Origin of the sequence: Streptomyces sp. NPDC055962 (assembly GCF_042270185.1) — a bacterium.
In the GTDB taxonomy this organism is placed as follows: Bacteria; Actinomycetota; Actinomycetes; order Streptomycetales; family Streptomycetaceae; genus Streptomyces.
Genome location: NZ_JBHJYN010000002.1, coordinates 152,301 through 165,890 on the forward strand (window position 1 = coordinate 152,301; position 13,590 = coordinate 165,890).

13 protein-coding genes are annotated in these 13,590 nt (G+C 72.2%); 7 read left to right on the forward strand and 6 right to left on the reverse strand.

What is annotated here, in order from left to right; translation table 11 throughout:
* Positions 1-14: 14 nt before the first annotated feature.
* Positions 15-1,277, reverse strand: a complete 1,263-nt coding sequence (locus ACFC51_RS06040) for an SGNH/GDSL hydrolase family protein (protein ID WP_376367327.1) — start codon at positions 1,275-1,277, stop codon at positions 15-17.
* A 153-nt stretch (positions 1,278-1,430) separates the two neighbouring features.
* Here ACFC51_RS06040 and ACFC51_RS06045 point away from each other — a divergent pair, with 153 nt between their 5' ends.
* Complete coding sequence (locus ACFC51_RS06045) at positions 1,431-2,882, forward strand: DUF445 domain-containing protein (protein ID WP_376527155.1); 1,452 nt, start codon at positions 1,431-1,433, stop codon at positions 2,880-2,882.
* A gap of 174 nt (positions 2,883-3,056) precedes the next feature.
* Here ACFC51_RS06045 and ACFC51_RS06050 read toward each other — a convergent pair whose 3' ends face one another.
* Positions 3,057-3,359: a hypothetical protein gene (locus ACFC51_RS06050; RefSeq protein WP_376367324.1), complete on the reverse strand. Its 303-nt coding sequence runs from the start codon at positions 3,357-3,359 to the stop codon at positions 3,057-3,059.
* 84 nt (positions 3,360-3,443) lie between these two features.
* On the reverse strand, positions 3,444-4,892 hold the full coding sequence (gene argG, locus ACFC51_RS06055; protein WP_376367322.1) for an argininosuccinate synthase: 1,449 nt from the start codon (positions 4,890-4,892) through the stop codon (positions 3,444-3,446).
* A gap of 155 nt (positions 4,893-5,047) precedes the next feature.
* On the opposite strand from argG, the gene ACFC51_RS06060 reads away from it, so the two are divergent.
* The 3 genes from ACFC51_RS06060 to ACFC51_RS06070 are packed head-to-tail and all read left to right on the forward strand — an operon-like array spanning position 5,048 to position 7,711.
* Positions 5,048-6,520 carry an MFS transporter gene (locus ACFC51_RS06060; protein WP_376367320.1) on the forward strand — a complete coding sequence of 491 codons (1,473 nt, stop codon included), beginning with the start codon at positions 5,048-5,050 and terminating at the stop codon, positions 6,518-6,520.
* On the forward strand, positions 6,517-7,131 hold the full coding sequence (locus ACFC51_RS06065; protein WP_376527157.1) for a TetR family transcriptional regulator: 615 nt from the start codon (positions 6,517-6,519) through the stop codon (positions 7,129-7,131). The genes ACFC51_RS06060 and ACFC51_RS06065 overlap by 4 nt, the downstream gene beginning before the upstream one ends.
* 46 nt (positions 7,132-7,177) lie before the next feature.
* Positions 7,178-7,711, forward strand: coding sequence for a hypothetical protein (locus ACFC51_RS06070; protein ID WP_376367316.1), 534 nt, complete (start codon positions 7,178-7,180; stop codon positions 7,709-7,711).
* Positions 7,712-7,726: 15 nt separating this feature from the next.
* Here ACFC51_RS06070 and ACFC51_RS06075 read toward each other — a convergent pair whose 3' ends face one another.
* Positions 7,727-8,506 carry a DeoR/GlpR family DNA-binding transcription regulator gene (locus ACFC51_RS06075; protein WP_376367314.1) on the reverse strand — a complete coding sequence of 260 codons (780 nt, stop codon included), beginning with the start codon at positions 8,504-8,506 and terminating at the stop codon, positions 7,727-7,729.
* Positions 8,507-8,532: 26 nt separating this feature from the next.
* Positions 8,533-9,375 carry a ketose-bisphosphate aldolase gene (locus ACFC51_RS06080; protein ID WP_376527159.1) on the reverse strand — a complete coding sequence of 281 codons (843 nt, stop codon included), beginning with the start codon at positions 9,373-9,375 and terminating at the stop codon, positions 8,533-8,535.
* A 254-nt stretch (positions 9,376-9,629) separates the two neighbouring features.
* On the opposite strand from ACFC51_RS06080, the gene ACFC51_RS06085 reads away from it, so the two are divergent.
* Complete coding sequence (locus ACFC51_RS06085; protein WP_376527161.1) at positions 9,630-10,574, forward strand: RCC1 domain-containing protein; 945 nt, start codon at positions 9,630-9,632, stop codon at positions 10,572-10,574.
* 19 nt (positions 10,575-10,593) lie between these two features.
* Here the strand turns inward: ACFC51_RS06085 and ACFC51_RS06090 are convergent, their stop codons facing one another.
* Entirely contained in the window at positions 10,594-11,484 is an 891-nt protein-coding gene (locus ACFC51_RS06090) for a helix-turn-helix transcriptional regulator (RefSeq protein WP_376527163.1), read from the reverse strand.
* 138 nt (positions 11,485-11,622) lie between these two features.
* Here ACFC51_RS06090 and ACFC51_RS06095 point away from each other — a divergent pair, with 138 nt between their 5' ends.
* Together ACFC51_RS06095 and ACFC51_RS06100 are read left to right on the forward strand one after the other, a co-directional pair.
* The gene (locus ACFC51_RS06095) at positions 11,623-12,318 is read left to right on the forward strand and encodes an SDR family oxidoreductase (RefSeq protein ID WP_376367307.1); all 696 of its coding nucleotides are present in this window, start codon (positions 11,623-11,625) and stop codon (positions 12,316-12,318) included.
* A gap of 336 nt (positions 12,319-12,654) precedes the next feature.
* The gene (locus ACFC51_RS06100) at positions 12,655-13,584 is read left to right on the forward strand and encodes a Ku protein (protein WP_376527165.1); all 930 of its coding nucleotides are present in this window, start codon (positions 12,655-12,657) and stop codon (positions 13,582-13,584) included.
* Positions 13,585-13,590 lie beyond the last annotated feature (6 nt).

The window sequence follows — 13,590 nt, forward strand, 5'->3', positions numbered from 1 at the left end:
TGCGGCCGTTCGCGTCAGAAGGCGTCGGAGCGGGGCGTTCCGTCCACCGTGCCGAGGTCGACGGCGTGGCCCAGGGCGCGGTAGCCGGCGTCGTTGAAGTGGAGCCGGTCGCCGGAGTCGTACTCGGGCAGGATCCGGTTCGGCGCGTAGGGGTCGCGTACGGCCCGGTCGAAGTCGGCGTACGCGTCGAAGATCCGGCCGGAGCGGATCTCCTTGTTGACGGCCAGGCGTACGGCGTTGTGCTCGGGCGTCCAGGTGGAGTAGCCCTGGAAGGGCGTCAGCGTCGCTCCGACGACCCGCAGTCCCTGGGCGTGCGCGCGCTCGGTGAGGGCGCGCAGTCCGGCCGTGATGCGCCGGGGGTCGGGTTCCTGGGGGTACTGCTGCACGTCGTTGATGCCGAGGGCGATGATCACGGTCTTCGCTCCGGACACGGACAGGACGTCCCGGTCGAAGCGGCGGGCTGCGCTCAGCCCTCCGAGGTTCTGCGCGCCGCCCAGCGCGAGCGGGCTGTCACGGAGCAGGCGGTTGCCGGCGATGCCCTGGTTGGCGATCCCGTAGACGTGGCGCAGCCGGTCGGAGAGGACGTCCGGCCAGCGGCCGTTGGCGTCGGTGGTGGAGCCGCTGCCCGCCGTGAGGGAGTCGCCGATGACGACGATCGCTCCGGGGGACGTCTTGTTGCGGACGTCGACGGCCGTCAGGTAGCGCCAGCGGGTGGTGCTCCAGGTGGCGCGCTCGTCGGCCAGGTAGGACGTCTGGTGGGTGTTGGGGTGCTGGGTGACGGCTCCGGCGGCCTGCGGGGTGCGGAGGGTGACCTCCAGGTCGGAGTCCGGGGCGACGGGCACGACGACGGGGTCGCTGACGACCTGTCGGCCGGCCGCGACGGTGACGGCGGACAGGCCGCGGAAGGTCACCTGACGGGTGTTGACGGCGACCTGGTCGATGACGAGCGGGGTGGCGCCGAAGAGGTTGGACAGGGTGATGCGGGCGGCGTCCCCACCGACACTGGTGTGCACGATGTTGCGGATGGTGCGGCCGGGATAGCCCTGGGCGGCGTTCGGCTCTGCGCTGACGGGTGCTCCGGTCCAGGTGGCGACCCAGGTACCGGCGGAGTTGGCCGGTGCGGCGGGATTGCGGGCCGCCGCGTGGGTCTGCGACCCGTCGAGCGGTGCCCGCCGGTCCTCGGTGATCAGCGCCGTGCCGAACGCCGCGGCGGTGGCGAGCGTGACGGTGCCTGCTGCGAGGGCGATGAGCAGGGCATACCCCTGGCGCCTGGGCATCTGCGGTGATTCTCCTTGTGGTGTCCGGCCCGTTGTTCGGGTTGTTCTCATGATGCGACAGGCCCCGGGGAACTCGACGTGCGCCCCGGGAGTAGGTGAGGTAGGGACAATGCGTACGGCACGGCGTGACGCGTACGCGGACGGGTGGAGCGGATGGAACAGGACGCGGGACAGGGAACGGGCCCCGGGCCGGACGGGCATGGGCCCCGACGGCCCGGGGCCGCGCCGCCGGGCATCGGTGCCGCGCCCGAGGGGCAGCCGGCCCCGATGCCGGAGGGCGCCGGGGCGGGGCCCTCCGTGGCGGCCGGAGCCACCGGCGTGCGGCGGGGGCCGTCGCTGGGCGGGTTCGCGTACACCGCCGCCGATGAGGAGAAGCAGCGCGGTGTGCGCCGCATGAAGACCACCGCCACAGGCCTGCTCCTGCTCGTCGCTCTCGTGTACGTCCTCGCCACCTGGGCGGGGAACGCGGGTGTGGGCGGCTGGCCGGGCTACGTCGCAGCGGCTGCCGAGGCGGGGATGGTCGGTGCGCTGGCGGACTGGTTCGCCGTCACGGCGCTCTTCCGGCGCCCGCTCGGTCTGCCCATTCCGCACACCGCCATCATTCCCACCAAGAAGGACCAGTTGGGGGCATCACTCGGTTCCTTCGTCGGCGAGAATTTTCTCTCCGGGGACGTCGTTCGTGACCGAATTCACGCGCTGGGCGTCGGTTCGCGCCTCGGGGCGTGGCTGGCGGAGCCGGAACACGCGGACCGGGTCACCGCCGAGCTGGCTACCGCGCTGCGCGGCGCGCTGACCGTCCTGCGGGACTCCGACGTGCAGGCGGTGGTCGGGGAGGCGATCACCCGGCGGGCGGACGCGGTGGAAGTCGGCCCGGGCATGGGCAAGATGCTGGAGAAGATCGTCTCGGACGGCGGGCACCGAAGGGTGGTCGACCTCGTCTGCGTACGGGCGCACGACTGGCTGGTCCTGCACGGCGACTCCGTGATGGACGCGGTGCAGGGCGGGGCGCCCGGCTGGACGCCGCGGTTCGTCGACAAGCGGGTGGGGGAGCGGGTCTACAAGGAACTCCTGCGCTTCGTCACGGAGATGCGCGACATGCCGGGCCATCCGGCGCGCGGCTCGATCGACACCTTCCTGACGGACTTCGCCGCCGACCTCCAGACGGATCCGGACACCCGGGCCCGGGTGGAGCGGCTGAAGTCGGAGATCCTGGGGCGTGGTGAGGTCCAGGACGTCATCGCCTCCGCCTGGTCCTCCGTCCGTTCGATGATCATCGCGGCGGCCGAGGACGAGCGGAGCGAGCTGCGGCTGCGGGCCCGGGCCTCGCTGATGTCGCTGGGCGCGAGGCTGTCCACGGACGAGCGGCTCCAGGCCAAGCTGGAGGGCTGGCTGGAGGACGCGGCGGCGTACGTCGTCACGACGTACCGGACCGAGATCACCTCGCTGATCAGCGACACGGTGGCTGGCTGGGACGCGCACCAGACGTCGAGGAAGATCGAGGCGTACATCGGCCGCGACCTTCAGTTCATCCGGATCAACGGCACCGTGGTGGGCGCGCTGGCGGGCCTGGCGATCTATTCGGTGTCGCACGCGCTGGGGGGCTGACCGGAGGCGCGTACGTGCTGTCGTCACGCACGCGCCCCCGGGTCACGCGGGGAGTTGCTCTTCAGTACGCACCCCGCGGCGCCCGTGTTCAATCCCCGGGCACGGACTTTTTCGATGCGCGGTGCGCGGGGAGCGGTGATCCGGCGGGTGCGGCGCCGGCCGGAGGCGCGGTGGTCAGGCGCTGCGCCGGGTGACGGCCCAGGACGCGGCGGCGACCCCGCCCGCGACGGCGAACACCGCGGGCCAGGCGCCGACCTTCTTGGCGAGCGGGTGCGATCCGGCGAACGCGGCGACGTAGGCGACGGTCAGCCCGGTGGCCGCCTTCGCCCCGGCCTGCCGGTTCCATCCGTACGCGGCGACGGAGCCGGCGGCAGCCAGTGCGACGCCGCCCAGCGGGCGCTTCTTCGTCCAGCGGGCGATCCCGTATCCGCCGACGAGTCCGCTCGCCGCCACTGCTGCTGCCGGGACCTTCGCCATTGCCGCCACCTTCGCTCTTCTGCGTATCCGTCCGGGGATCCGAGGATAGGCCGCCCGCCCGGAGGCGGGCCGGCCCGGTCCCCGTCAGTCGGTGCCGAACTCCATCGCGGCGCGGTCCAGCAGCTCCTCGTCGCCGGAGACCTCGCCGCGCGAGGCGATGGCCTGGGCGCCGCCTTCCGGCATGGCGCCGATCAGACCGGTCGCCGCCGCCTGTGCGGCGCCGATCAGCGAGGGCTGCGTCGTGCCGACGAGGCCCATGCCGGCGAACTGCTCCAGCCGGGCACGGGAGTCGGCGATGTCGAGGTTGCGCATGGTGAGCTGGCCGATACGGTCCACGGGACCGAACGCCGAGTCCTCGGTGCGCTCCATCGAGAGCTTGTCCGGGTGGTAGCTGAACGCGGGGCCGGTGGTGTTCAGGACCGAGTAGTCCTCACCGCGCCGCAGTCGCAGGGTGACCTCGCCGGTGACGGCCGAGCCGACCCAGCGCTGGAGCGACTCGCGGACCATCAGGGCCTGCGGGTCCAGCCAGCGGCCCTCGTACATCAGCCGCCCGAGGCGCCGGCCCTCGTTGTGGTAGTGGGCGAGGGTGTCCTCGTTGTGGATGGCGTTGACGAGACGCTCGTAGACGATGTGCAGGAGCGCCAGGCCCGGGGCCTCGTAGATGCCGCGGCTCTTCGCCTCGATGATGCGGTTCTCGATCTGGTCGGACATGCCCAGTCCGTGGCGGCCGCCGATGGCGTTGGCCTCCATCACCAGGTCGACGGGGGAGGCGAACTCCTTGCCGTTGATCGTGACCGGGCGGCCCTGGTCGAAGCCGATCGTGATGTCCTCGGTGGGGATCTCGACCGAGGGGTCCCAGAACCGGACACCCATGATCGGGTCGACGGTCTCCACGCCGGTGTCGAGGTGCTCCAGGGTCTTGGCCTCGTGGGTGGCGCCCCAGATGTTGGCGTCGGTGGAGTACGCCTTCTCGGTGCTGTCGCGGTAGGGCAGCCCGTGGGCCACCAGCCACTCCGACATCTCCTTGCGGCCGCCCAGCTCGGTGACGAAGTCGGCGTCGAGCCACGGCTTGTAGATGCGCAGGTGCGGGTTGGCGAGGAGCCCGTAGCGGTAGAACCGCTCGATGTCGTTGCCCTTGAACGTCGATCCGTCACCCCAGATCTGCACGTTGTCCTCGAGCATCGCCCGGACCAGCAGCGTGCCGGTGACGGCGCGGCCGAGCGGCGTGGTGTTGAAGTACGCGCGGCCGCCCGAGCGGATGTGGAACGCACCGCAGGCGAGCGCGGCCAGGCCCTCCTCGACGAGCGCGGCCCGGCAGTCGACCAGGCGTGCGATCTCGGCGCCGTACGCCTTCGCGCGGCCGGGTACCGACCCGATGTCGGGCTCGTCGTACTGGCCGATGTCGGCGGTGTAGGTGCACGGGACGGCACCCTTGTCGCGCATCCACGCGACCGCGACCGAGGTGTCGAGGCCGCCCGAGAAAGCGATGCCGACGCGCTCGCCGGTGGGCAGGGAGGTGAGAACCTTAGACATAGGAAGAGTATGCACTCATTGGTATGTATATGCAAATGGCCTGCGTGGGGGCCATCGGAGCCGGATCCGGCGCTTTCGAGGCGCCGGGGGTGCACAGGCGTTTACCCTGGGGGTGAACATCTGTGCACCCCCCTCCTCCCGCATACGGAGCTCCGATGACCGCACCCGCCCCTGCCGCCGCCCCGCACCACCCACGCCTCGCCGTCGGGGTCCTGGCCTTCTGCGGCGTCGTGGTCGCGATCATGCAGACGATCGTCGTCCCGCTGCTCCCGCACATACCGGAGCTCACCGGTGCGACCCCCTCGGCGGCGAGCTGGCTGGTGACCGTCACCCTCCTCACCGGCGCGGTGTTCACCCCCGTGCTCGGCCGGGTCGGTGACATGTACGGCAAGCGGCGCGTCCTCGTCGCCTCCCTGGGCGTCCTCGTCGCCGGCTCCGTGCTCTGCGCCGTCAGCTCGCAGATCGGCGTGCTGATCGCGGGACGCGCCCTCCAGGGCGCCGCCATCGCCGTGGTGCCCCTCGGCATCAGCATCCTGCGCGACGAACTGCCGCCCGAGCGGGTCCTGTCCGCGGTCGCACTGATGAGTTCCACGATGGGCATCGGCGCGGCCGTGGGGCTGCCGGTGGCGGCGGTGGTCATCCAGAACTTCGAGTGGCACACCATGTTCTGGGTCTCCGGCGCCATCGGCCTCCTCGACGTCGTCCTGGTCCTGCGCTTCGTACCGGAGTCCCCGGTCCGCTCCCGGGGCCGGTTCGACGTGCTGGGCGCGCTGGGCCTGACCGCCGCGCTGGTCTGCCTGCTGCTCGCCGTCACCCAGGGCGGTGGCTGGGGCTGGACGTCGGTGACCACCCTCGGCCTCCTCGCGGCCTCGGTGGTGATCGCGCTGGTGTGGGGGGCGTACGAGCTCCGGGTGCGCACCCCCATGGTCGACCTGCGGGTCTCGGCCCGCCCCGCCGTGCTGCTCACCAACATCGCGGCCCTGCTGATCGGCTTCGCGTTCTACGCCAACTCCCTGGTCACCGGCCAGATGGTGCAGGAGCCGAAGGCCACCGGCTACGGGCTCGGCGCCTCGCTCGTCGTCAGCGGGCTGTGCCTGCTCCCGGGGGGCGTCACGATGGTGCTGCTCTCGCCGGTGTCCGCCCGGATCTCCGGCAAGCACGGCCCGAGGACCAGCCTCCTGCTGGCCTCCGTGATCATCGCCGTCGGCTATGTGGTGCGGTACTTCACCAGCCACAGCCTCTGGATGATCATCGCGGGCGCCACCGTCGTCTCGGCGGGCACGGCGATCGCTTACTCCGCACTCCCGGCGCTGGTGATGCGGGGCGTCCCCGTCAGCGAGACGGGCGCCGCCAACGGCCTCAACACCCTGATGCGTTCGATCGGCCAGGCCTTCTGCAGTGCCACGGTGGCCGCGGTGCTCGCCAACATGACGTTCCTGGCGGCGGGCCACGAGGCCCCGACGCTCGGGGCCTACCAGCTGGTCTTCCTCATCGCGGGGGGCGCGGCGCTGCTGGCCCTCGCCGTGACGCTGTGCCTTCCGGGCGCCCGCAAGGATGCGGGTACGGTCGGGGGGAAACGCAGGAGCAGCGGCCGTACGCGGTCGATGCCGATCCAGGGGGGCGCATGACCGCCCGAACCACCACGACGTCGCCGGCGGAGGCGGGCACGACGGCGCCGGGCGCCGCGGGCACGGCACCGGGAGGCGCGGCCACGGGCAAGGACGCGATCCTCCTCGCCGCCCGCCGGGCGTTCACGCAGCGGCCCTACGCGGAGGTGACGATCCGCGGGATCGCGGCCGACGCGGGGGTGAGCGCGTCCCTCGTGGTGAAGCACTTCGGGCGCAAGGAGGAACTCTTCAACACGGTCGCCGACTTCGGTCCCGCCGCCGAGGAGCTCTTCGACGCCCCGCTCGACGGGCTGGGCCGCCACATGGTGCTGACCCTCGTGCGCCGGCGCCGGGAACAGAAGGGGGACCCCCTGCTGCGGGTCGTCTTCTCCCTCGGCAACCACGACGAGCGCTCCCTGCTCCGCGACCGCTTCCACGAACAGGTCACCGCGCGCCTGGCCGCGCGCCTCCCCGGCCGCGAACGCGCCCTGCGCGCCGAGCTGATCGCCGGTCACCTCATCGGTCTGGGGGCCACCCTGAGCCTGCACCGCGAGGGCGCGGGCTCCCATGCGACGCCCGAGCACCTCGCGGACCTGTACGCCCCCGCGTTGCAGAGCCTCGTCGCCCGCTGACCCGCGGCGGAGGATAAGGTCCGGTCCAACCGACGAGGGGGGCCTCATGACGATGATCCGTACCAGCCTGCGCGCCGTGATACCGGCCGTGGTCCTGGGGGCGTTCCTGGCGGGCTGCAGTGCGGCGACCACCACCGACGGGCCGGGCGGTGACGTCCCGTACGTGGCCCCGTCCGTGGCCGCCGCGGCGGCGGAGAAGGCGCAGGCGTCCCTGATGCCGACGCCCTCGCCCACGCCCACGCTCATCATCCAGGCGGACCCCGCCGCGCCGGAGCTGGTCCGTGACGCCTTCGCCGGACTCCAGGCGACCTACCAGGACGGCTGCGCCCCCGGGGACGGGAACTGCGCCTACTTCCTGGGCCGGGTCGAGGAGGAACTGGACGGCCTGGACAAGGCGATGAAGGCGGACAAGCAGGGCCCCGGCCACTTCGAGGAGCCCCTCGCCTGGATCGGCACCCTGCGTACGGGGCTGGGCGGCGACAGGTCCACGCCCAACCTGGAGAAGCACCGCTCCGAACTGCTCGGCACCCGGGACCGCATCAACACGTGGATGCAGGGCCACCCGGAGGACTACCGCTGACCCGCGGCGGCCGGGTCACACCCGCAGGACCTCGATGCCCAGGGCCGTGAACTCCTCGACGACGTCCTCGGACGCGTCCTCGTCCGTCACCAGGACGGACACCGCGTCCGTCCCGCAGACCTGGGCGAAGGCCCGGCGTCCGAGCTTGGACGAGTCGGCGACGACGATCACCGTGCCCGCGCACTCGGCGAGGGCGCGGTTGGCGCCGGCCTCCGACTCGTCGTGCGTGGCCGCTCCGAAGCGGGGGTGCACCGCGTCCACCCCGAGGATCGTGTAGTCGAGGGCGAAGGTGCGCAGGACGGAGTCGACCAGGGGGCCCACGAGTTCGTACGAGTTCGGCCGGGCCACCCCGCCGGTGACGACGATCTTCACCTGGGGCCGTACGGCCAGCTCGTTGGCGATGTTGATCGCGTTGGTGACCACGGTCAGCGCGGTGCCGCCGCCCGAGGGCTCCGGCCGCAGCGCCAGCTCCCTGGCGACCTCCGAGGTCGTCGTCCCGCCGTTGAGGCCGACGGTGGAACCCGTCGGGACCAGCTCGGCCGCGGCCTTCGCGATGCGCTGCTTCTCGTCGGCCCTGCGGGCCGCCTTGTAGCGCAGCGGCAGGTCGTAGGCGACGGCGCTGACCACCGCACCGCCCCGGGTGCGGGTCAGCAGGTTCTGCCGGGCGAGCTCGTCCAGGTCGCGGCGCACGGTCGCGGCGGAACAGCCGAGCTGTTCGGCGGCGTCGAGTACGTCGAGGTGGCCCTGGTCGCTGAGGATCTCCAGCAGCCGGGTCCATCGTGTGTGTGCCGCCACCTGGTCCTCCTCGCTCGCGGCAAACCCTATCCCGTGGGCCGGGCCAGGACGCCCAGCAGGCGTGCCACCTCCGCGGCGACCACGTCGCGGGCGGGGCCGAGGTAGGCGCGGGGGTCCGCGGCGTCGGCGTGGGTGTCCAGGTGGGCGCGTACGGCCCCGGTGAACAGCTTGTTCAGGTGCGTCGAGATGTTGACCTTCGTCATGCCTGCACCGACCGCCGCGGCGAGTCCCGCGTCCCCGACACCCGAGGAACCGTGCAGGACGAGCGGTACGGCCACCGCGTCGCGCAGCCGCGAGACGAGGGCGAGGTCGAGGACGGCGTCGCGGGTCAGCATCGCGTGCGAACTGCCGACGGCCACGGCGAGCGCGTCGATGCCCGTGGCCTCGACGAACGCCCGCGCCTCGTCCGGATCGGTCCGCACGCCGGGTGCGTGCGCCCCGTCCTTGCCGCCGATCTCGCCGAGCTCCGCCTCCACCCAGACCCCGTGGTCGTGGCAGTACGCGGTGATCTCGCGGGTCGCGGCGACGTTGTCGTCGTAGGGGAGCGCCGACGCGTCGAACATGACGGAGGTGAAGCCCAGCCGTACGGCCTCGCGGACCAGCCCGGCCGACTCGGCGTGGTCGAGGTGCACGGCCACGGGCACGCCCGCGGCACGGGCGACGGCGAGCGAGGCGAGCCCGATGGGTTCGAGGGCGCCGTGGTAGCGGGCGGTGTTCTCGCTGATCTGCAGGATCACCGGCAGCCCGGCGGCCTCCGCCCCGCCCGCGATGGCCTGCGCGTGTTCGATCTGCACGACGTTGAAGGCCCCGACGCCGGTCGCGCCGGTCCGTGCGCCGTGCGTGATCTCGCCGGTGGATATGAGCGGCATGGGGATCCTTCGCGGATGCGGGGTGCGTGAACCCGGGCGAGTGATGCTCGAAGTTGCTCATTTATAGCCTGTTTGAAGCAGATCGGAAAAGAGCCGATCGTGATCAGCCCTGGTCGTGGAGGTCCGGTGGGCAACGGCTCTCGTACTCCTCTCGCGCGCGGAGTTGGCTGATTGACGCCCCCTGACAGCAGGGCCGGTGCACTTGGATGGCGATCAACATCCGGGATCCACAACGACCTTGCGAGGTTCGGTCCATGCTGAACGGAATCGTCCGACTCCATCGATTCGGAGCGGCGTTGGTGATGAGCGGCCTCCTGTCCGTGCTCGCGGGCGGACCCGCTGCCGCGGCCGGACCGTCCGGGGCGGCGCCCGCCGCGGACGCGGTCATCTCCTGGGGCGGGAACAACGACTGGAGCGAGGGCACCGTCCCGGCCGAGCTGAAGTCCGGCGTCGACGCGATCGCCGGCGGGTACTTTCACGCTCTGGCGCTGAAGGACGGACGGGTGCTCGGCTGGGGGACGAACTTCGACGGGCAGCTGACGATGCCCGCCGCGACCCAGTCCGGTGTGGACGCGATCGCAGCGGGGAACGACCACAGCCTGGCCCTGAAGGACGGGGCGGTCATCGCCTGGGGCAGCAACGAGTACGGACAGACGGACGTGCCTGCCGAAGCCCGGTCGGGCGTGGACGCGATAGCGGCCGGCAGCCTGGTGAGCCTGGCGCTCAAGGACGGCGGGATCATCGCCTGGGGCCGCGACTGGCAGAGCCAGACGACCGTACCCGCCGCAGCCCGGTCCGGCGTCACCGCGATGGACGGGGGCCCCTACACCACGCTCGCGGTGAAGGACGGTGGGGTGCTCGCCTGGGGCAACAACTCCTTCGGCCAGACCACGGTGCCCGCGGAAGCGCAGTCCGGTGTGAACGACGTCGCCGCCGGAATGTTCCACAGCCTGGCGCTGAAGGGCGGCAAGGTCATCGCCTGGGGCGACAACCGCTACGCCCAGACCACGGTGCCCCAGGAGGCCCTGTCCGGGGTGTCGGCGATCGCCTCGGGCGAGTGGTACAGCCTGGCCCTCAAGAACGGCAAGGTCCTCGCCTGGGGCAGCGGACGCAGCGACGCGACGACCCCGACCTCCGTGAAGTCCGGGGTGACCGCCATCGACGCGGGTCCGAACTCCGCCTACGCCCTGAAGGTCTGACGGGGCGCCGCCCGGTGGCTCAGGTCATGGCCTGGGTGCCGATGACGTCGAGCAGAGCGAGCCGGGCGGCGGCCTCGCTGCCGGGAGCCGCCGTGTACGCGACGACCCGGAGGTCGCTGCCCGGGGCGATCAGCACGTCGCAGTCGAGGGCGAGCGGGCCGACCTCGGGGTGGTCGATGGTCTTGCTCGCCGACTCGTAGGCCCCCACGATGCCCGAGTCCCACAGCTCCGAGAAGCGGGTGCTCACCTGCCGCAGATCCTTGATCAGGGAGCGCAGTTCCTGGTCGGCGGGGTAGCGGGCGGTGGTCGCCCTGAGGTCGGCGACCATCGCCTCCTCGAATCCGGCGCGCTGCTCGGGGGTGGGCCGGGCGTAACCGTGGCGTCCGGTGAACTGCCGCCAGGCGATGTTGCGTTCGCGTCCGCGGAGTGCGGACGGATCGCCGAGCAGGGCCGCCCAGGACGGATTCCACTCCAGGAGGTTCCACGCGGCGTCGTGGACGCTCAGCGGGGCGCCTCTCAGCTGGTCGAGCAGCCTGCGGAGCCCGGGCGGGACATGGCACGAGATGTGGCCGGGGCCGGGTTCGGGCTGTCCTGCGAGGAGGTACAGGTAGGTGCGTTCGTCGCCGGACAGGCGCAGAGCGCGTGCCAGCGAGGCCAGGACGGGTCCGGACGGGGAGGTGGCCCGGCCCTGTTCGAGGCGGGTGATGTAGTCGACGGACAGGGAGGCGAGCTGGGCGAGTTCCTCGCGGCGCAGGCCCGCGGACCGCCGGACCCCGCCGGCGGGGAGCCCCACGGCGGCGGGGGAGATCCGGTCGCGCCAGCCGTGCAGTGCCCTCCCCAGGTCGTTGGAGCCCCGTGCTCCCGAGGGGGTGTTCGGGGCCTTGGACGGATTCTGCCGGGATGCGCTCACCCCTTCAGTATCCGTGCGCGGCCGCCGGACAGCCTGGTACCGGCAGTCCACCCGCTGAGGCGGGTACTGCCTGTGCCCCGCGGCCCCGAGCAGGCTGGACGCGTCAACCGGCCATCTGCTGAACACGGGAGCGTCACCATGACCACCACCCTCGTCACCGGAGCGAACAAGGGCCTCGGCTTCGAGACCGCCCGCCGTCTCGTCGAGGCCGGGCACACGGTCTACGCAGGGGCGCGCGACCCCCGGCTCGGGGAGGAGGCGGCCGCCCGCCTCGGCGCGCGCTTCGTCCGGCTCGACATCACCGACGAGGACTCCGTCCGGGCCGCCGCCGACTTCGTCCGCGAGGACGCGGGCCGGCTGGACGTCCTCGTCAACAACGCCGGGATCGCCGGTGCCGGCAAGCCGGTGGGCGAGACGACCGGGTCGGACATGCGGAGAACGTTCGAGACCAACGTCTTCGGCGCCGTACGCGTCACGAAGGCCTTCCTGCCGCTGCTGGAGGCGGGGAAGGACTCGGTCGTCGTCAATGTGGCGAGCGGTCTCGGTTCGCTGGCGGCGACGAACGACCCGGGCCGTATCGAGTCCACCGTCGCCCTGCTCGACTACAACTCCTCCAAGACCGCGCTGGTCATGGTGACGTCGCAGTACGCGAAGGCGTACCCGGGCATCCGGTTCAACGCCGTGGACCCCGGCTACACCGCCACCGACCTCAACGGGAACACCGGGCACAAGACCGTGGAGGACGGTGCGGAGGTCATCGTCCGGATGGCGCTCATCGGCTCGGACGGCCCGACCGGCGGCTTCTTCGACGAGGACGGCGTCGCGGCCTGGTGACCGCCGCGCGCACCGGGCACGGGCCGCGCGCACCGGGCCGGGAGCCGTTGCGACGGCCCGGCGCCCGGGTCCGTACGGTGCGGGCCCGCGGGCCCGCAGGACCGGCCGCGCTCCGGCCTCCGGCGGCCTGCCGTCGCGGCGGGCGATCCGCCCGGGCGGCCGGTCCCCGGGGGGTCCGTCCCCGGTGATCCACATGCGGTCCAGGGGCCGGGGAGCGAGGATCGTGCATACGGGCGGTGGCCCGGCCGCGCCTCGGCCCTCTCGGGTCGGTCTCTCCCTTCCAGGCGCACCGGTCCGCCTCCCGGCCAAGCCACCAGGGGGGTCTGGAGGTACCGGATGCCGCGGCCCCTGTGGACAGGAGCGATCAGCTTCGGTCTGGTCACCATCCCCATCAAGGTGGTGGCCGCGACGGAGAACCACTCGATCTCCTTCCACCAGTACCACCAGGAGGACATGGGCCGGATCCGCACCCGCAAGGTGTGCGAGATCGACGGCGAGGTCCTCTCGCAGGAGGAGATCGGCAAGGGGTACGAGGTCGCCAAGGACCGGACCGTGCCCGTCACGGACGAGGAACTCGACCGGATGCCGCTGCCGACCGCGAAGGCCATCGAGATCGTCGCGTTCGTGGACGCCGACACCATCGATCCCGTACGCATCAGCGACAGCTACTACCTGGCCGTCGACGGCCAGGTGGCGGCGAAGCCGTACACCCTGCTGCGGAGGGCGCTGGAGCGCAGCGACAAGGTCGCCGTGGCGAAGTTCGCCTGGCACAACCGCGAGCGGCTCGGCCTGCTGCGGGTGCGGGAGGACGCGATCGTGCTGCACTCGATGCGCTGGCCGGACGAGATCCGCAGCCCCGAGTCCCTCGCCCCCCGGGAGACCGAGCTGGACGAGGACGAGATCGCGCGCGCCGTGCAGCTCACCGACAGCATGGCCCTGAACGGCATCTCCGGCTTCCGTGACCGCTACCGGGAGGCGCTGGAGGAACTCCTCGCCGCCAAGTCCGAGGGCAAGGCGCCCCCGGCGGTGCCGGGTGAGGCGGAGGAGGAGCCGGGGAAGGTCATGGACCTGATGGCGGCGCTGAACGCCTCGGTGAAGGCCGCCAAGGAGACGCGGGGCGAGGACGCCACCGTGCACGAGATGACGCCCGGCAAGCCCCGCGCCCGGAAGAAGGCGGCCCCGGCGGCGAAGAAGCGGGCCTCGGGCAAGGCGGCGGCCAAGAAGACGGCCAGGAAGACGACGGCGAAGAAGCGGACGGCCTCCTGACCCGTA